Raw genomic sequence first — 17,424 nt, forward strand, 5'->3', positions numbered from 1 at the left:
AGTAAGCCGGAGTGACCATTTGAATACCTTGGACCCTATGGACTTGAAGATCCTGCTGGAACTCATCAAGGACCCCCGCATCCAGATCGCCGAGCTCAGCGATTCCCTCGGCATTGCCCGCAATACCGCGCAGAGCCGCCTTAAACGGCTGCTCCGGTCCGGGGTCCTCCAGGCAGCAGGCCGCGAAGTGGACCTCGAAAAGGTGGGGTACGACGTCGTCGCTTTCATCACCATTGAAGTAACGCACCGCGAACTCGACGGCGTCATCGGCGCCTTGCGGCTGATTCCACAGGTGCTGGAAGTCCACGAAATCTCAGGCCGCGGAGACCTGTGGTGCCGCGTGGTGGCAACGGACACGCACAACCTGCAATCTGCGCTGAGATCCGTCCTTCGTACCAAAGGCGTCATCCGAACGGAAACTGTCCTGGCCCTGCACACGCATATCCCCTACCGCACGGAGCCTTTGATGGAAAGGTTGGCCGGTTCCACCAACACGCGGTCAGCATGAGCGTTTGAACGCGGTTCCAGGCGTCTCACCCGATTAGGCTTTTGACCATGGATTGGCTCTCACACATATTGCAGATCAACTGGCTCGCTGTCCTCCTGGCTTTCATTTCAAGCATGGTGATCGGGTTCGTTTGGTACATGCCAGCCGTCCTGGGGCGCCGGTGGATGCAAGCGATCGGCAAAACCGAAGAGGACCTTAAGAACATCGATGGTGGCGCGGGCATCTGGATTCCCATGATGCTTGCCGCGGCGCTCACCAGCATTCTGCTGGCCATCCTGATCAGTGCCCTGGAGCTCAACACTTTCCTTGCCGGCGGCCTCTTCGCCCTGATCCTGGCTTTGGTGTTCCGTGCCGGAGGACATGTCATCCACAATGGTTTCGCGGGGCGTCCCTCTGAGGTGACCGTTATTGATGCGGGGCACGACATCCTCGCCATGACCATTGCCGGCGCCATCATCGGTGCCATGCAGTAGCGTTCACTCGTGACCATCATTGATAACGCCGTCTATGTAGAGGGCGTACGCACAGCCACCCCACGTAACCTTGAGCAGACATTCGAGACACTCTCGGAGCAAGGTGGTATGGCGTGGATCGGGCTATACAGGCCCACCCGGGACGAGATGGCCGCCGTCGCCCACGAATTCGGCCTTCACGAACTCGCTGTGGAGGACGCTGTTTCAGCGCACCAGCGGCCAAAGCTGGAGCGCTACGACAACAACCTCTTCACGGTCCTGCGGCCCGCCCGCTATCTGGATGCTTCCGAGACCGTGGAGTTTGGCGAGCTGCACATCTTCACTGGTCCCAATTTCGTGGTGACCATCCGCCATGCCGAGACCGGCGGAGTCGCTCGCGTCCGGCACCGTTTGGAGCAGCGCCCAGACCTTTTGCGGCATGGACCCGAAGCGGTGCTGTATGCCCTCCTGGACCAGGTGGTGGACGATTACGCGCCTGTGGTGGCCGGGCTTGAGAACGACATCGACGAAATTGAGGACCAGCTCTTCAGCGGCGACACCGCGGTTTCTCGACGGATCTATGAACTTGCCCGTGAAGTCATTCAATTCCAGCGGGCCATCCAGCCTCTTCCGGACATCATGGTCCTGCTGGAGAAGGGCTTCGAAAAGTACGGTGTGGACATCGAACTCCAGCGCTCCCTCCGCGACGTAGAGGACCACGTCCAGCGCGTCATCTCCAGGGTGAACTCCTTCAGGGATCTCCTCCAGAACGCACTGACCCTTGACGGCACCCTGACAGCCAACCGCCAGAACGAGGCGAGCGCTGCGCAGAACGAGCAGGTCAAGAAGATTTCCTCGTGGGCTGCCATTCTGTTCGCTCCCTCGTTCGTGGCGGGCGTTTATGGCATGAACTTTGACCACATGCCGGAGCTGCACTGGGACTTCGGCTATCCAATGGCCATCGGGCTCATGGTCGGAGCAGCACTGCTCATGTATCTCATTTTCAAGCGGAAAGGCTGGCTGTGACGCCGCTATTCCCGCAACCAGGAAACCGTACCCAACGAGGGCAAGGCAACGGGGAAACCGTCCTGGCGCTCTTGGAGGGCTTCTCGCACGACGCCGGACGGTCAGGTTTCCAGCTTGAGTCCAGCCAGCATGAAGCAGCGCAGCGGTTGGCAGCCTTCGGTGCAGCGGTAACGGGCCGTCGTCGTACGCTACAGCAGAGGGCGCCGCGAAGCATCTATCTTCACGGACCTGTGGGTCGCGGCAAAACGTGGCTCATGGACAGTTTCCATGACAGGCTCCGGGCCCGGAAACGTCGCGTCCACTTTCACGATTTCTTCCGCAAGCTCCACGGCGGAACGCACCGTCCCGTTTCCGCGGATGGAACAGCCATACAGCACTCAGTGGATGTGCTCCTGGCGGACATCGATGTCCTGTTCTTTGATGAATTCCATGTCCACGACGTCGGGGATGGGATGTTCATGGCGCGATTGCTGCGATCCGCGGCGCAGCGTCGGATTCCCTTGGTGGTGACGTCCAACTACGCCCCGGACGACTTGTTGCCCAATCCCTTGTGGCACGACCATTTTCTGCCCACCATCGAAGCCATCAAAGAGATGATGGAGATTGTGGAGATCAACGGCCCCGCCGATTTCCGGCGGTTTCCTGCAGCAGGTAGTGCTCCCGGCGACGCGCCCAAGGCCTTCAGCTCGGGCCGGATCATCACGCCGGGCACACCCAAGCAGCTGGGACGGTTGGGGCTCTTCCGGCCAACTGCATCCCAAAGCCGTGTGCTGACCCCAACAACGCAACCGATCCTGGTCAAGAACGCAGACCCGGACCTGCTCTGGGTGGGGTTTCCGGAATTGTGCGCAGGGCTGACCTCCACCGCGGACTTCCTGGCCTTGGCGCACAGTTTCAAGACCTGGGTCATCGACGACGTTCCCTCCGCTGCCGTGGGCGACCCTGCTTCCGCGCCCGCATGGCAGCGGTTCAGCAATGCCGTGGACGTGCTTCACGATCAGGACATCACCTTGTTCCTGATCGGCACGGGACCCCTGGACTGGGACGCGGAGCCCTCCGGGAGCGTCCTGCCCGTGGATCTGGCCCGCATTGCCAGCCGCCTGTCCCTGTTGGGCAGGTGCGATCACGACGATGCCCTAGCAATCGAAGAGGCCGCCGGAAGCTGAGTTTCGGGCGGCCTCGGGACCTGTTTTCGGCCTGGGAATTTCGACCTCGGGACGGTGTGGCCCTTTGGGTTTTTTGCCGCTAGATCACGCCACCGGCAGCAGACGGCGCACTTGAATCACGCCCAGCATCGCCAACGCTCTCACGGGCAACGTAATTCTCGATATCGAAGAGGTTTTCCGCCCGCTCTGTGATGTTTAGAAGCGTGGTCATGGAGGCAACTTCCTCAACCTGTTCCTTCAGGAACCACAGCATGAACTGTTCGCCCAGGGCGTCGCCCTCTGCGCGGGCGGCGCGGAACATCTCCTCAATGTTGCGCGTGACTTCCCTTTCCTGCTCAAGGGCCAAAGCGATGGGTTCCTTGGCGTTGGCGAAGTTGTTGCGAACCGGGGCGATGCCGGGAATCTCGACGGGTACGTTACGGTCCAGCATGTACTGGACCATCATCATGGCGTGGTTCCGCTCCTCGAGGGACTGGCGGTAAAAATGCCGGGCAAGTTGCGGCAAGTCCTGACCGTCAAAATACACGGCTACTGCAATGTATTGCTGGGAGGCCGCAAACTCATTGGCGACCTGAACGGACAACAGCTCATTGAATGTCTTGTTAGCCATGGCACCGATCCTACAGCCGGGCTAAGACAGCCAGGCAGCGACCTGTTAAGCCAGCAGCAGAGCGAACCAAACACCGGCAGCGGCAGCCCCGACGCTGACAGCCATGGAACCCAAGCCGTTGACAAGCGCCAGCCCCATCCGCCCGCTCTGCACCAGCCGGATGGTCTCCAGGCTTGCCGTGCTGAAGGTGGTGTAGCCACCCAGGAAACCAGTGCCGAGGATGAGTTGAAGGGATTCGGGGGCCTGCCCTTGCATCACCAGGCCAGCCAGGAACCCGAGGAGCAAGGAGCCGGAAACATTGATGAAGATGGTGGCCCATGGCAGGGCCGTACGAAGGCGTGCCCGGATGAGCCCGTCCAGAATGAATCTGGCAGCGGCGCCGAGTCCCCCCGCCAGGGCCAACAGGAGGACGGTCATTTCGCCCGCCGGTGGTGCCATGCAGCGAGCCAGATTCCGGTTGTGGTTGCCACCGCCCCACCCAGCAGGCTCACACCCAGATAACTTGTAGCACCAGTCGTGTCTCCTTCGGTAAACAGGTGAACCGCATCCAATGCGAGCGTGCTGTAGGTGGTGTAGGCACCCAGAAAGCCCGTACCCAAGGCGAGGCGCAGCATCCGGCGACGTCCGACGTCGGGCCCCCTCCTCGCCAGCCCCTCCAGCAAAGCGCCGAGCGCCAAGGCGCCGGAAAGGTTGATGAGGAGGGTGGGCAACGGCCAGGACCCTGGCGCGGGAATCAAGAGTCCGAGGCCGTAACGGGCGAGCGCCCCCAGGACGCCGCCTACGGCCACCATTCCAATGAACCCCCAGTGAAGATGGACCGGACGCCTGATCTCAGTCGTCATCATCCACCGGTACCCGTGGCTCAACGGGTACAACGAGCACAGGACGGTCTTGGCGGTGGAAGAGCTGCCGGGCAATGGAGCCGGCCGTCAGTTCTTTGATGGCTGAACCGAGCTTGCGGTCCCTGGAGCCCACCACAATCATGGACGCCCCGATATCTTCGGCCTCACGGGCCAACGCCCGTGCCGGCTCCCCTGCCAGGGAAACGATGGACCAGTTCAGATCAGCTTCGGCCAACTGGGTGGCAATTGCTGTCCGCACGGATTCCGGGGCGCTCTCGGCATCGTCATCCACGCCGTCGGGATCAATCGGGGCCGATGGACCGCCCGTGGTGCCGTCCACGGGATAGGCCGTCACGTCGACGAACGCGCACACCAGTGGGAGCCCGGCGCTCAGCGCCACCTCAGCGGCGCGCTCGACGACGACGGGCCGCTGCCCGGGCATGACACCTACCAGGATGGGGCCGGCGAGGCCTTTGGGTGCTGGGATCCCGGTCATGGTGAAGTCCTCCTGTCAGACTTTCTTTACGACGCTGGACTTGAGCTGCATGGGGCCGAATCCGTCCACTTTGCAGTCAATATCGTGATCCCCCACCCCGTCGACGAGGCGGATATTCCGCACTTTGGTGCCCACCTTGATGGCCGTGGCGCTGCCCTTGACTTTGAGGTCCTTGACCACCGTGACGGTGTCGCCGTCGCTCAGAATATTGCCCACCGCGTCTTTGATGACGTGCGCCTGCACATCACTCTCGGCGGTGGGTGACCATTCGTGGGCGCATTCAGGGCAAACGAGCAGCACGCCCACCTGGTAGGTGTATTCACTGGAGCATTCGGGGCACGGAGGCAGGGAGTCGTTCACAGGGTAATTCTAAGGCGCCATCCACTGCCGCCCGGCTCTTCAACCACAGCCCGATCGCGTGCCTCCGTCACAACCACATTACGAAGGCGCGCCGCCGAATCTGTTGCCCCATGTCGGATCGACACATAGGCTCAATAATGTGAGTGGCGGGGACGGTGATCCGACAAGCGGTACCGACCAGCGACCCGTGAAGGAAAAACAAGCATGGCTACAGGCACAGTAAAATGGTTCAACGCTGAAAAGGGCTTCGGATTTATTGCCCCGGACGACGGTGGCCCGGATGTATTCGCCCACTATTCCGCAATTACCTCCAGCGGATACCGTTCCTTGGACGAGAACCAGAAGGTCCAGTTCGACATCACCCAAGGCCCCAAGGGACCTCAGGCGGAGAACATCCAACCCCTCTAAACTCCCACAAGAAACCGGCCAGGCACGTTGTGCCTGGCCGGTTTTGTTGTCGGCGAAATCTGTGGAGCTAAGGAGATTCGAACTCCTGACCTCTTCGATGCGAACGAAGCGCTCTACCAACTGAGCTATAGCCCCTGGGCACGGCGTCTACGGCCAGGCCAGTGTCCCTAGGCTACAAAGTTTCCCGGCGCTTTTCCAACCACCGCGTTGACTCATTGAAAACCTCCGCGTAGCCGGATACGTTGCCTCATTTGAAAACCTCCGCGTAACGGCGTGGTTCGCAAGTGTGGCGGCGGTTCGGGGCTATGCCCGTTTTCATGGAGCTAACGATGGCCCAGCGGCAAGCTGTGACGAAGAAGAAAGCCCTCGCCTATAAGGGTGCTGATCGGTCAGGGAAGTCCCGGATCCTGAACGAACTGGTCGAGCTGACCGGTTGGCACCGCGACTACGCCCGGGCAGCGCTGCGGGAGGCTCTGGTCCTGAAAGTTGTCAGGCCCAGGCCGGGCAGGACCCCGGTCTACGGCCCCGATCTGGTGCCGCCGCTGATCAAATGCTGGGCGGTGCTGCGCGCCCCTGCCGGCAGGCTGTTGGCCCCGATGCTGCCTGTCTTGGTGCCGCTGCTGCGCCGGGACAAAGAGCTTGAGATCACCGACGGGCAGGCGGATTTGCTGATGCGAATGAGCGCGGCAACCATCGACCGCAAACTCGCCGGCGAACGGTCGAAGATGGTCCTGCGGGGCCGATCCCACACGAAGCCGGGCACTCTCCTGAAATCCCAGATCCCGATCCGTACGTGGGCCGAGTGGGACGACGCCGTCCCGGGATTTGTGGAGATCGATCTGGTCGGCCACGAGGGAGGCAACAGCTTCGGGGAGTTCTGCTGCACCCTGACGGTGACGGACATCGCCACGGGCTGGACCGTGAACCGGTCGGTGCGGAACAAGGCCGCCAAATGGGTCTTCGAGGCCCTTGAACACGTCACTGCGGTCTTTCCGTTCCCCATCATCGGCATCGATTCGGACAACGGTTCCGAGTTCATCAACGAGCATCTGCTGGCCTACTGCCACGCGCACCAAATCACGTTCACCAGATCCAGGCCAGGCAACAAGAACGACGGAGCCCACGTGGAGCAGAAGAACTGGGCCAGGGTCCGGGAACTGGTCGGCTACCTGCGCTACGACACCACCGCGGAGTTGGAGAAACTCAACGAGATCTGGGAGCTGGACCGTGTCTTCACCAACTACCTGCTGCCCCAGCAGAAGCTACTCTCCAAGCAGCGGCACGGCGCGAAAGTCACCAAGAAACACGACGCGCCAGCCACACCCCACCAACGCGCGATCCGGCATGAACGGATGCACAAACGCCCTGTCATCCAGATGAACGCCGCCTTCAAACGCATCAAGCCCGGAGCCCTCTCACGTCAGATTCTGGCGCTCACCGGACAGCTGGAAACACTGGCCCTGGTCAAGAAACCAGCACCCCTCAAACCCGTAAACCGAGCCTGGAACGGCTAGGCAATCCGGAGGTTCTTCAACGAGGCAACGAAGCCACTCATCCGGAGGTTTTCAAATGAGGCAACGTATTACTCTTCCCGGAGGTATTGCAATGAGGCAACAGGACCACGACACGAACGTTTCAGTGCCATACCTTTGCTCGGGCATGAGGTTGAGTCCTGCGCGCAGGTAGGCGCCCATGGCACCCGGCAGTGGGACTTCCAGAACCTTGCCTCGTGCGCCAGTAATGGCTTTCCACGACGCCGCCATGTCCTTCATGGCCAGGACCTCGGGGCCGCCAACGGTTCTGACCCGGTGCTGCTCGGGAGAAGGCGGTTCCAGCGCAGCTTCGAGCAATGCAGCTACGGCTTCCCTAGGTGAGATCGTCTGGAACCGCACTCCCTTGAACACCGGAATCAACCGTATCTTTGCACCTGCACTAAAGATCATTTCGACCAGGCTGTGGAATTGCGTGGCTCTGATAACCACCGTTTCCAGTTCGGCCCTCGCGTAGACCCGTTCCTTTGCCGCTTTGGAGACATAGTAGGAATGGGCGCTCTTGTCGCAGTTGATAATCGACAACGCCACAGCCCTGCGAACACCTGCCTGGTGAGCCACGCCAAGAAGACGCTTGCCGCCATCGGCAAATTCCTTTTGGGGTTTCCCGAACCGGCCCTCAAGGCAATCAATGACGACGTCGGCACCCGCCAGCGCAGCTGCCAGGCCATCGCCTGTGGTGACGTCGCCAGCAAAGTAGGTGACGCCGTCGTGATGCTTCTCCGAACCGCGAGGCGGCACACGGCGACTCAGGACGGATACTGTGTGCCCGGCGTCGAGCGCCTGGCGAACAACTTCACGGCCTGCCTGGCCGGTGCCACCCGCAACACAGAGCGTGGTCATGCCGGGCTAGGCGCGGCGACGCTGCAGGACATCGTCCAGGTTGCTCAAGGCACTCTGCCCCTTGGATGCAGTGCGCACCTGCGCAGCTGCTGCGGCCTCCGCCTGCTCAACACTTTGCTTCAGCACCGGCTTGCCCACAGGCTTGGGAGCGTCTGGAAGATCCAAAGGCTCCGGAGCGGGGCGCGGCGCCTTCGCGGCACCCACGTAGGTGGGCTTGGGCACCTCAACCGGTTCCCAGCTGGCATCCTCGGAACCAGCGGCCCCTTCGGCGGACCTATCACCAGCGGACTTGTCACCAGCAGACTTGTCTCCGGCCGCTAGGGCAACAGCCAAGGCAGCCTGGCGTAGTTCCACGGCCGAAAGGCGTGCGGCTTCCAGCTTTCCGGCCTCAGCATCGAAAACCGGGGTTTCCTTGGCTTCGACAGGCGCTTCCTTTGGCAAGTACCGTGCCGGGGTTTGGATGGGCACCACTGGTGCAGCCCGCCGCGCACGGCGTTCACGGAGATCCCGGAGGGCGAGTCGCCGCAAAGTCACCACGGCAAGTACCGAACCAACGAACGACACCAACGGCAGCCAGACAGTACCGGTGCCGAACAGCCGCAGCATGCCCGAAACAATGGCGGTCAGCAGCAAAGCGAGGCCGGACAACGCCAAGGTAAGCCGGGCATAACGAATCGTAAAGGGAGTTGCGGGCGGCTTTCTGGCAGACGACTCAGCCACGCTGGATTCCTGGGGCGACGCCGGTGCTTTGCTGTGCATGGTCTCCATCGGTTTCTCCTGCCGGGGTGCCAAAGTCAGTACCACCCCTGCCTGCGTTTCGTCTGGTTCGTCGTCAAATGCCTCTGCTGAAACAGTGGCCGCCTGGACCTGCTGCCGTCTGTTCCGAAGAACGTAAGGAGCGACCCATACCATCCAAAGCGCGACAGTGACCACAAGGATCACTGAGCTGCTGAGAGGGAAGTCCACATTCAAAACCGTAGAAGCAAATCATCAGGGGCGGCGGCATTGCGGTCGGTGTGTCGTCGGCGAGTCCACAAATGAATGGAGATACGGCTCAAAAGGGGCTATGACCTGCCTGTTCTTCCTCTGAGCCAGGCGTCAAGGAGTCCCTGCGGAACCTCCTCCGAGGTGAGCGCGAATGAGCGATGATCCGCCCACTCGCCATTGATGTGCAGGTATCTCAGCCGGTAGCCCTCGTCCCGGAATCCGAGCTTTTCCACCACACGGAGACTTGGCGCATTCTCTGGCCGGATATTGATTTCCATCCTGTGCAGGCCAAGGGTCCGGAAGCAGTGGTCCGTAGCCATCGCAACTGCAGTGGGAGCAATACCGTGTCCGGCGCGTTCCTTATCAACCCAGTAGCCAAGGGTAGCCATCATCGCCGAACCCCACACGATGGATGAGACCGTCAACTGGCCCACAATTTGCGGCTCACGGAAACCCTCGGTCCGCTCCGTGATGAGGAAGGGCAAAGCCGTGGACTGCCGGGCTTGCGCATTCAGGGATGCCACCATTTGACGGTAATTGGGCAGGCGACCACCCGGCGCAGGATTGGATGCCTCCCAAGGTGCAAGCCATTCACTGTTCCGCGAACGGACATCAGACCACTCCCGCTTGTCGCGGTAACGGATGGGCCGGAGCACCAAGGCTCCGCTTTCCAGCGTTACCGGCCAGATCGCAGAGCCGTACACCGGTGTTATTTGGGAAGGCCGGCAGTGAAGGTGGGCAGCCACTCGCGGAGCTCGGGTCCGAGGTCATCGCGTTCGCATGCCAACTCGATGCAGGCCTTCAAGTAGCTCAACTTGTCACCGGTGTCATAGCGGCGCCCACGGAAGACAACGCCATAAACGCCGTAGCCTTCACCTTCCCCGGCAGCCAGAACCTCAAGGGCATCCGTCAGCTGGATTTCTCCGCCGCGTCCGGGAGCAGTGTTCTCCAGGACGTCGAACACTGCCGGGTGCAGAACGTAGCGACCGATCACCGCGAGGTTGGATGGAGCTTCTTCGGGGGACGGCTTTTCCACCAGCTGCTTGATGCGGACGTAGCCGTCTTCACCGTTTTCCTCGACGTCGGCGCAACCGTAGGCGCTGATCTTCGAAGGCTCAACTTCGATGAGAGCGACAACGGAACCACCGGTTTTTTGCTGGACAGCGATCATTTCGCTGAGCAGGTCCTCGCGGGGATCGATCAGGTCATCGCCGAGCAAGACCGCGAACGGCTCGTACCCGACGTGCTGCTTTGCACGCAGGACCGCGTGGCCGAGGCCGTTGGGGTCGCCCTGGCGGACGTAGTGGATGTCGCCCAGATTGGTGGCGGACTGGATAGCCTCCAGCTTGGCAGTATCGCCCTTCGCTGCCAGCGTTGCTTCCAACGCCGGCACACGGTCAAAGTGATCTTCCAGGGCGCGCTTGCTGCGCCCGGTGATCATCAGGACGTCGTGCAGGCCAACCTTCACCGCTTCTTCGACGACGTACTGGATGGCTGGCTTGTCAACCACGGGCAGCATTTCCTTCGGCATCGCCTTTGTGGCGGGGAGGAACCTGGTACCAAGACCCGCTGCGGGGATGACGGCCTTACGGACAGCATTGTTATCGAGAGTCACCGGACTAATGTAACGGAAGGAATACATCAACGGGTAAACCCTCGCCGTGGCAAGACGCAGAAACAGCCCTTGAACTGGAGCGGATTTGCTGCTTTACGTAGACGACGGTAGCCCGCGCGAATCTCATGATCGGACCAAAATGGCATCGAAGGAAGACATCCGCAGCAGCCGACGCCTGTACAGGCGCGGCCTCAGCAAGGAGCAAGTAGCCGAAGCGGGCGAGGCGATTGCACGCCACGGCTTGGCGTGGGCCCGGAAGATTTCGGCCGGATCCCCCCGGACCTTCGCGATCTACGTCGGCGTCTCCCACGAACCCCCAACCATGCCCTTGATCGCAGGCCTCCACAGCGCGGGCCACCAGGTGCTGCTTCCCGTCTGCGAAGCCGGCCGCCAGTTGAGCTGGGTCTACTGGACGCCGGAGACAGCTTTCGTCCGGTCCGACTACGCACCCATCGACGAACCCGAAGGCGAGCGTTTGGACAGTGCTGTTGTGAGCGCTGTTGCGGGCATCTTCATGCCGGCCACCGCTGTGGACCGGGATGGCAACCGCATCGGACAGGGCGGCGGCTACTACGACCGCCTCCTCCAACGCCTGGACAGTTCCGGTGGGCGGCCACCCACCATTGCGGTGGTGTACGACGACGATGTGTTGCCTTCCGGAGCTATCCCCGCCGAGCCTTTTGACCGCCCGGTGCCGGATGCCTTGACACCCTCGGGAATCATCGCGCTTGGCGGCGGAGAGTGACCTGGTTGACGCTACGTGAAGCCGCCCACCTACGTGGAGTTGGCAGATAGCGGATGAACGGGATGCTGATGATAGAATTGGCACTCAGGCCCTGCGACTGCTAATGCGGAGATTCTCCGCCACGGCTCCACAGGACCTGAACCTTGTCCTGAAGGAGGAACTCAGTGCCCACATACGCATACGCCTGCAAAGACTGTGACCATGCCTTTGACATCGTCCAGTCCTTCTCAGACAGCTCCCTGACGGAGTGCCCTGAATGCCAGGGCGCGCTCCGCAAGAAGTTCAACAGCGTCGGCGTTGTCTTCAAGGGCTCGGGCTTCTACCGCACGGATTCGCGCGATGCCAAGGGCAGCACTGTCTCTGCTGCGCCCTCCTCCCCGGCGACTCCGACCCCGGCTGCCACGCCTGCACCAGCGGCTGCAGCCGCAGCAAGCTAGCAGCACTTTTCCACACCAGCACTTTTCCACATAGGGCACCCGGCCGCTGTTGGGCGGCCGAGCCCGGTGGCTAACGTGGCGTCATGCCACTAAAGTCCACCACTTCGCCACTCCCCCGCCGCGAACATTCAACTGCCCCTGCCCGGGGCCGTGGTCGCTCCCGAAACCCGCCAACCAGCACGGCTGGCTCTTTCCACCCACGGAAGCAGGGGCCACATCGCCAAGTGAGGCTGGGCCCCAGGCAGAGCCTGAACTTCTGGGTCTCCCGGAATCGTCGGCTGACAGTTGCACTGCTGCTCTGCCTGGCCACGGGCATTACAGTCCAACAGCTAACCCCTGCCTCTGAGCAGCGCGTCAGCATTCTCGTCGCTGCCCGTGATCTTGCCGCAGGCACCAGCCTCACAGTGGCCGACTTCACCACTGTTGATGTGCCGCCCGACCTCGCGATCTCCGGAGCCCTGGAGGATCACGTTTCACTGGTGGGCCGCCAGCTTGCCTCGCCCTTGACCAAAGGGCAGATTCCCACTGAATCCAATCTTCTGGGGCCGGGTCTTCTCACTGGTGCACCTGTAGGTTCAGCTGCGGTCCCTCTTCGCATGGCTGACCCTTCATCCATCCAGCTTCTGTCCCCGGGACAGCTGGTGAATGTAGTACTCACTGCTGCAGGATCATACGACGAGTCCCGGCAAACCGAAGTCCTGGCCACCTCCGTCCCTGTTCTTTGGACGTCTGCCCAAGGGGGCAAACCTGGCCAATGGCTTGGCACCAGCGACACCGACGGCTTGATGGTGGTAGCTGCAGATCCTCGGCAAGCAGAAAAGCTTGCCGGCGCATCCACGCAAGGCAAGCTTTTCTTCGTTTTGGTCAATCCCTAGGTTTTGGTCAATGCCCAGGTTTCGCCCATCCCTGATGCAGGGCTTGGATTCGGTGATCTCATCAGCCCCAATGCGGGGGCTTCTGCTCCTTCAACCACTGCTCATGGTCATAGTTGCCTTCGTCGCCCCAACGCCGGGGATCGTCTTCAGCGGCCTTGGTAGGCAAGATTCCACCGGAAGCCTGCTTCGTCGCTGGCTTCTTTGACTCTGCCTGCTCTTCAGCGTTTTCGGCGCCTACAGCTGCGGTCTGTTCGTCAGAGCCGCTTTCGTTGCCGGTTCCCTGTTCATTCACTGGTACTTCAGTCCCATCGTCTGGATCACTGGGGGTTGGATTGCTGGCTTCTGCGTTGCTTGGTTCGCCATCCGCCCCCCTGCGCCTGTTCACATCTGTCTGTCCGGGCTGCTGGGATTCCAGCGATGCCTGGGGACTTCCCGGGCTTTGCCGATGCGAAGCCCGGGTTGCGGAGGAACTGCTGTACGAGGAGCTGCTGTACGTGGAAATCCCATACGAGGAGCTGGAATACGAGGAACCTGCATACGAGGAGCCAGCATTATCCAGATTCAATTGTTCAACATCCATGTCCAGGAAGCCATGCTCCGCTGGCGGGGCGGCCTGGGGAACATGGTTCTCAAGTCCCAAATAGGACCCGATTCGATCTGCGCAGGACGAAGGATCCGTGAACACTTCGATGGTCCACAGGGACATGTAACGCCAGCCCATGCGTTCCAGCAGCTGGGGCCTCAGACGGCTGCGTTCACGGACACTCATGCGTCGGTAACGTTCCGTGCCATCGGACTCGATTGCCACTGGCGTGGGAATCTCGGCGCCTTCCCGTCCAATGGTGTGGACGGGATCGGCAGCGGCGGCAATGTCCAGTACACCGTCATACAGGTGCCACACGCGGGCACCCCTGGCCCGCAGCCTCTCGCCGAGATCGGCAACCAGGGGGTCCTCCCCCAAGGCCTGTTCACTGGCAACGGCACGCGAGGCGGGGGTTCCAAGGTTGCTGTTCCCGGACAGTTCCCGGTCGAGCAGTTCGTAAAAGTCCACAGCCCCGTGCGCCAAGCGGTCCAGATCCAGATCTTCCGGGCGGAAGCAGCTCAGGACGTGCATGGAACGGCGGGCACGGGTCATTGCCAAGGCAAAGCGGTTTCGTCCGCCCTCGGTGGACAGGGGTCCGAACGAGTGCAAGGCGCGGCCGTGGGGTGTCCGTCCATAGCCCAGGGAGAAAATGACATGGTCGCGCACCAGGCCTTGGGCGCGCTCGAGGTCCACGACGCGGAAAGACTCGGGGCCGGCGCCGAAGAAGGCGGACAACAAGGGGTGGTTGGGCAACTGAAGCCGGATGGCCTCGCCGATCCGCGCAGCGTGGCGCAGGCTGGCCGTGACCACCGCCAAGGACGTGCGGGGCCGGAGTCTGGCATACTCGAAGACAAGATCCACCACGCGGTTGACCTCCGCCGTAACGGACTCAACGCCCTCATGGTCCGCGCCGGGGAGGCCGGTTCCATCGGGGATGTACTCCACCAGGATCGAACGATCCAGGCCAGTTACCGAATTGCCATCAGGCAAACGCCGGAGGCCGCCATCGTAGTAGTTCTTGCTCAGCTGCAGGATCAGATCCTCATCGACCGCCCGGTAAACCCAGTTCAGCTGCCAGGTGGGCAGGACGCGTGCCAAGGCTTTGAACGCACTGTCCACGCTCTCGTGGCTGGCCACTCCCGCCACGGGGGGTTCGACGGCAACGCTGAAGGTGCGGGCGTTCGCGACCTTCGCATCCCCGAAGGCTATGACTTGCCGGGCCCGTGCAATCGCCGGGAGGACGGCCTGAAGTGAGGTCGATTCGGCGTCGATGATGATCACGGCGTCAAACTTCTGCTCCGCCGGAAGAACTCCCGTCAACAGGTACGGGCTCACCGACCACACCGGAACAAGCAGGGGCACGAGGTCAGGGGCCTGCGCACTCAAAGCAGGGAGCGTCACCCGACCATCCTTCAGCAGGGCACGCAGCAACTCGGCTTGCCGGGGGTGCTCCACTATCCCTTGGCCCCACTTCCGGGCCAACTGCCACCGCAAACGCGCAGCACCACTGGCAATGTGGGCTTGGTCCGCGAGGCGGTACTCAGCTTCAAGACGGCGGAGGGAGTCGCCGTCGGACATGGCGAGGTAATCATCACCACTGATCATTGCTTCCAAGGCAGACTGCCACCAGGCAAGGTCCAGCTCGGCTGCCACCGAAGCGGCCGGAACTTCACGGGCGGCAAGGTCAGCGAGCAGCTCGCCGAGTCCGTGCTCGCGCATCTCCTCAATCAGGAGTGTGCGCTCCGGAAGTGTTTCAAGCGTGGCTGTATCCGCTACCAGCCGTTCGAGCCGCTCCATCAGTTCCAGATAAGGAGTCTGGTGCAGCGAACCACCGGCCGAAGTGTGCTTGAGTGCCTCACCCAGACGGCGAAGCTCGCCATCGAGTTCGCGGTACAAGGACCCGAGGTCGGCGAGGCCCGACGGCACGGCCGGGTGACGTTGGGTGGTTGCATAGCCCGCCCACAGGGCACGCTGCTCCTGGACGAGGACCAGGGAGCTGTGCAGGTCCGCGATGTGAACGCCAGGCCGCACATACTCCTTCGCAACCCGCCGCAGCCTCGAACGCTGCATGGACGGCATCTCCAGGTTCCGCTCCCGCCTCCACGCCGAGCTTGCAGTTGCAGAGATGAGATCGTGCACCGGGCGATCAAAAATATCCGGAGTGAACTTGTCCAGGCTTTCGCGCACGGCAATCAGCAATTCAAGCTGTGCGCCCCACTCCGTGAAGGTGTCCGCCAAACGGATCTCGGCGTGATCCGAAACCTGCTTCATGCGCTCGCGCAGGACGGGAAGTTTCTCCTCGGCGATGCGGGCAAGCTGTTGGGCCTCTTCTGTCTCCTTGCGGGTTACGAGTCGGGCACCGTACCAGGGGCTGGAGGTGGAAGCCCGGCTGAAGCTGCCCAGCTCGGCAGCACGACGCAGGCGCCCAGCCAGTTCTTCACGGTCCTTGATGTTGTCCAGCACACTGCGCTTCAGGCGCACCGTGGTGGACGGCGCCGGGTGGATGGACGTCAGCTCGGCCAACGATTGCATAGCCTGGTACGGCGAGCATCCCCAACGTTCGCGGACATTGTGGAGCGAGGCAACATGGTCCCTCAGGGCATGCCGGTGTCCGATCAGCGTCTGATGGAGGTTCCCGAGTTGGGGTTCCAGCGCCTTTTCATTGCGCATGATGGCACGGACCAACTGGCCCTTTAGCTGCTGCGGTGTGGTGCCGTTGCCCGGACGGAACAACATCGAATCCAGGCCCAGCGATTCCAGGTGCGCAGAAAGTCCCGCCAGGCTGGACTGCCGGTCTCCCACCACAAGGACGGATTTGCCTTCGCTGACCAAGGCGCCAATCGCATTGATTGCCGTCTGGGTCTGGCCGCTGCCCGGTGGGGTGCTGACAACAAGCGAATCTCCCGCGCGAACAGCGTCCACAACATACTGCTGGTCCGTGTCAGCGTCGAGCAAGAGGAGTTCGTCTGCCGGGTCGCGTTCATCAAGGCTGGGGAACCGCCCTGCTTTGATGGGTTCGGGCTCAATCTCGCCACCATTGGCAGCAGTTCCCAGCGCAGCCACGGTGGGGTTGTTCATGTTGATCCACGGATCATCCAGGTTTCCCGAAAGATCAGCCAAAGTGGTCACGAGCAAGTTGAATTCAACCTCGGCGCCGTGAATGGGCTGAACCAGGGTAGCCAGGCGATCCAGGACCGGTTGGGGGTCAAGCCGGGCCGTGTTGTAGGCCATGCGGGCTACTGCATTGACGTCGAAGACGATGCCGTGGACGGTCTTCAGGTGACGTACCAAAGCCGGGTTCATGCGTGCTTGCTCGGTGAGCTGCAACTCGAAATCGTCCTCGCCCGGGCGAACGGTCAGGATAATGGAGGTCAGCATGACAGGGGCGGAAACCCGCTGGGGTTTGCCGCCTACGGCTGAAGTCCACACCACCGTGCCGGCGGAGAGGTACCCGGCCTCGATACCGCGATCATTGCTGAGCTCAAATATTTTGGAGCGAATGTTGCGTGCGGCCCGTGCCGCCACCAGATATTGCTGCCGGTCGCGGATAAGCGTGGACAACCTCGTTCTACGCCCAGCCAACAGCTGCGCGAGGCCCGACGGATGTGCGTTGCTGAGATCGATGGCGCCTTCGGGCGTCTTCACGAAACGCAGCATCGTGTCCGCCCCTGTAACGGGCTTAAGTCCGGACAGCCATTTGCGGAGCTCTTCGGAGCCCTCTTCCTGGCCTTGACCTAATGACACAACTGCTGCCTTCTTTTCTGTACTAGCTTTAGACGCCTTGGACCATACCGGCATACTTTCGAGGGTAGCGGGAATACTCCTTCAGCCCGCTCCGCAACACTGTGGCAATGCGAAATTCGCCGTCATTTCACAGCTGAAAGAACAGTGGCCGGCCTCCCAGAGGAGGCCGGCCACTCA

General features: G+C 61.7%; 19 protein-coding genes and 1 tRNA gene. 9 read left to right on the forward strand and 11 right to left on the reverse strand.

What is annotated here, in order from left to right:
• Positions 1 to 19: 19 nt before the first annotated feature.
• Genes VUN82_17940 through zapE form a run of 4 tightly spaced genes read left to right on the forward strand, consistent with a single transcriptional unit; the run spans position 20 to position 3,152 of the window.
• On the forward strand, positions 20 to 508 hold the full coding sequence (locus VUN82_17940; GenBank protein XAS70956.1) for an Lrp/AsnC family transcriptional regulator: 489 nt from the start codon (positions 20 to 22) through the stop codon (positions 506 to 508).
• Positions 509 to 555: 47 nt separating this feature from the next.
• A complete protein-coding gene (locus VUN82_17945) occupies positions 556 to 981 on the forward strand; it encodes a DUF1761 domain-containing protein (GenBank protein ID XAS70957.1) in 426 nt (141 codons plus the stop codon).
• A gap of 9 nt (positions 982 to 990) precedes the next feature.
• Positions 991 to 1,986 (forward strand): magnesium/cobalt transporter CorA, encoded by a 996-nt coding sequence (gene corA / locus VUN82_17950; protein XAS70958.1) that lies wholly within the window; start codon positions 991 to 993, stop codon positions 1,984 to 1,986.
• On the forward strand, positions 1,983 to 3,152 hold the full coding sequence (gene zapE / locus VUN82_17955) for a cell division protein ZapE (protein ID XAS70959.1): 1,170 nt from the start codon (positions 1,983 to 1,985) through the stop codon (positions 3,150 to 3,152). Before corA ends, zapE begins: the two co-directional genes overlap by 4 nt.
• 79 nt (positions 3,153 to 3,231) lie before the next feature.
• On the opposite strand, the gene VUN82_17960 is transcribed toward zapE, so the two are convergent.
• From VUN82_17960 to VUN82_17980, 5 genes are read right to left on the reverse strand one after another with little or no spacing between them, the layout of a single operon-like run.
• Positions 3,232 to 3,762 (reverse strand): ferritin, encoded by a 531-nt coding sequence (locus tag VUN82_17960; GenBank protein XAS70960.1) that lies wholly within the window; start codon positions 3,760 to 3,762, stop codon positions 3,232 to 3,234.
• 45 nt (positions 3,763 to 3,807) lie between these two features.
• On the reverse strand, positions 3,808 to 4,179 hold the full coding sequence (crcB, locus tag VUN82_17965) for a fluoride efflux transporter CrcB (GenBank protein ID XAS74732.1): 372 nt from the start codon (positions 4,177 to 4,179) through the stop codon (positions 3,808 to 3,810).
• Complete coding sequence (locus VUN82_17970; protein ID XAS70961.1) at positions 4,176 to 4,607, reverse strand: CrcB family protein; 432 nt, start codon at positions 4,605 to 4,607, stop codon at positions 4,176 to 4,178. Before VUN82_17970 ends, crcB begins: the two co-directional genes overlap by 4 nt.
• Positions 4,594 to 5,100, reverse strand: coding sequence for a universal stress protein (locus tag VUN82_17975; protein ID XAS70962.1), 507 nt, complete (start codon positions 5,098 to 5,100; stop codon positions 4,594 to 4,596). The genes VUN82_17970 and VUN82_17975 overlap by 14 nt, the downstream gene beginning before the upstream one ends.
• Positions 5,101 to 5,115: 15 nt before the next feature.
• Positions 5,116 to 5,460 (reverse strand): zinc ribbon domain-containing protein YjdM, encoded by a 345-nt coding sequence (locus tag VUN82_17980; protein XAS70963.1) that lies wholly within the window; start codon positions 5,458 to 5,460, stop codon positions 5,116 to 5,118.
• Positions 5,461 to 5,664: 204 nt separating this feature from the next.
• Between VUN82_17980 and VUN82_17985 the strand changes: the two genes are divergently transcribed.
• The gene (locus tag VUN82_17985) at positions 5,665 to 5,868 is read left to right on the forward strand and encodes a cold-shock protein (GenBank protein ID XAS70964.1); all 204 of its coding nucleotides are present in this window, start codon (positions 5,665 to 5,667) and stop codon (positions 5,866 to 5,868) included.
• Positions 5,869 to 5,930: 62 nt separating this feature from the next.
• Here the strand turns inward: VUN82_17985 and VUN82_17990 are convergent.
• Positions 5,931 to 6,003, reverse strand: a tRNA-Ala gene (locus VUN82_17990).
• 194 nt (positions 6,004 to 6,197) lie between these two features.
• Here VUN82_17990 and VUN82_17995 point away from each other — a divergent pair.
• A complete protein-coding gene (locus VUN82_17995) occupies positions 6,198 to 7,382 on the forward strand; it encodes a DDE-type integrase/transposase/recombinase (protein ID XAS70965.1) in 1,185 nt (394 codons plus the stop codon).
• Positions 7,383 to 7,433: 51 nt separating this feature from the next.
• Here VUN82_17995 and VUN82_18000 read toward each other — a convergent pair whose 3' ends face one another.
• The 4 genes from VUN82_18000 to galU form a co-directional block, all read right to left on the reverse strand.
• Positions 7,434 to 8,261, reverse strand: a complete 828-nt coding sequence (locus VUN82_18000; GenBank protein ID XAS70966.1) for an NAD(P)H-binding protein — start codon at positions 8,259 to 8,261, stop codon at positions 7,434 to 7,436.
• A 6-nt stretch (positions 8,262 to 8,267) separates the two neighbouring features.
• The gene (locus VUN82_18005) at positions 8,268 to 9,194 is read right to left on the reverse strand and encodes a hypothetical protein (protein ID XAS74733.1); all 927 of its coding nucleotides are present in this window, start codon (positions 9,192 to 9,194) and stop codon (positions 8,268 to 8,270) included.
• Between the two features lie 131 nt (positions 9,195 to 9,325).
• A complete protein-coding gene (locus VUN82_18010; GenBank protein ID XAS70967.1) occupies positions 9,326 to 9,952 on the reverse strand; it encodes a GNAT family protein in 627 nt (208 codons plus the stop codon).
• 5 nt (positions 9,953 to 9,957) lie between these two features.
• Complete coding sequence (gene galU, locus VUN82_18015) at positions 9,958 to 10,863, reverse strand: UTP--glucose-1-phosphate uridylyltransferase GalU (GenBank protein ID XAS70968.1); 906 nt, start codon at positions 10,861 to 10,863, stop codon at positions 9,958 to 9,960.
• Between the two features lie 139 nt (positions 10,864 to 11,002).
• Here galU and VUN82_18020 point away from each other — a divergent pair, with 139 nt between their 5' ends.
• The 3 genes from VUN82_18020 to cpaB all read left to right on the forward strand — a co-directional run bounded on the left by VUN82_18020 (position 11,003) and on the right by cpaB (position 12,920).
• Positions 11,003 to 11,608, forward strand: coding sequence for a 5-formyltetrahydrofolate cyclo-ligase (locus tag VUN82_18020; GenBank protein ID XAS70969.1), 606 nt, complete (start codon positions 11,003 to 11,005; stop codon positions 11,606 to 11,608).
• A gap of 164 nt (positions 11,609 to 11,772) precedes the next feature.
• Positions 11,773 to 12,045, forward strand: a complete 273-nt coding sequence (locus VUN82_18025; protein ID XAS70970.1) for an FmdB family zinc ribbon protein — start codon at positions 11,773 to 11,775, stop codon at positions 12,043 to 12,045.
• Positions 12,046 to 12,269: 224 nt separating this feature from the next.
• Positions 12,270 to 12,920, forward strand: a complete 651-nt coding sequence (gene cpaB / locus VUN82_18030) for a Flp pilus assembly protein CpaB (protein XAS70971.1) — start codon at positions 12,270 to 12,272, stop codon at positions 12,918 to 12,920.
• A gap of 61 nt (positions 12,921 to 12,981) precedes the next feature.
• Here the strand turns inward: cpaB and VUN82_18035 are convergent, their stop codons facing one another.
• Positions 12,982 to 17,301 carry a DUF4011 domain-containing protein gene (locus VUN82_18035; protein XAS70972.1) on the reverse strand — a complete coding sequence of 1,440 codons (4,320 nt, stop codon included), beginning with the start codon at positions 17,299 to 17,301 and terminating at the stop codon, positions 12,982 to 12,984.
• Between the last annotated feature and the right edge of the window lie 123 nt (positions 17,302 to 17,424).

The sequence above is a fragment of the Micrococcaceae bacterium Sec5.1 genome, from assembly GCA_039636795.1.
Classification (GTDB): Bacteria; Actinomycetota; Actinomycetes; order Actinomycetales; family Micrococcaceae; genus Arthrobacter.

What these genes read in the sequence shown, in the direction of transcription:
- VUN82_17945 (XAS70957.1), top strand. Translation starts at nt 556, where the DNA reads ATGGATTGGCTCTCACACATATTGCAGATCAACTGGCTCGCTGTCCTC.
- VUN82_17960 (XAS70960.1), bottom strand. Translation starts at nt 3,762, where the DNA reads ATGGCTAACAAGACATTCAATGAGCTGTTGTCCGTTCAGGTCGCCAAT.
- crcB (XAS74732.1), bottom strand. Translation starts at nt 4,179, where the DNA reads ATGACCGTCCTCCTGTTGGCCCTGGCGGGGGGACTCGGCGCCGCTGCC.
- VUN82_17970 (XAS70961.1), bottom strand. Translation starts at nt 4,607, where the DNA reads ATGATGACGACTGAGATCAGGCGTCCGGTCCATCTTCACTGGGGGTTC.
- VUN82_17975 (XAS70962.1), bottom strand. Translation starts at nt 5,100, where the DNA reads ATGACCGGGATCCCAGCACCCAAAGGCCTCGCCGGCCCCATCCTGGTA.
- VUN82_17985 (XAS70964.1), top strand. Translation starts at nt 5,665, where the DNA reads ATGGCTACAGGCACAGTAAAATGGTTCAACGCTGAAAAGGGCTTCGGA.
- VUN82_17995 (XAS70965.1), top strand. Translation starts at nt 6,198, where the DNA reads ATGGCCCAGCGGCAAGCTGTGACGAAGAAGAAAGCCCTCGCCTATAAG.
- VUN82_18000 (XAS70966.1), bottom strand. Translation starts at nt 8,261, where the DNA reads ATGACCACGCTCTGTGTTGCGGGTGGCACCGGCCAGGCAGGCCGTGAA.
- VUN82_18020 (XAS70969.1), top strand. Translation starts at nt 11,003, where the DNA reads ATGGCATCGAAGGAAGACATCCGCAGCAGCCGACGCCTGTACAGGCGC.
- VUN82_18035 (XAS70972.1), bottom strand. Translation starts at nt 17,301, where the DNA reads ATGCCGGTATGGTCCAAGGCGTCTAAAGCTAGTACAGAAAAGAAGGCA.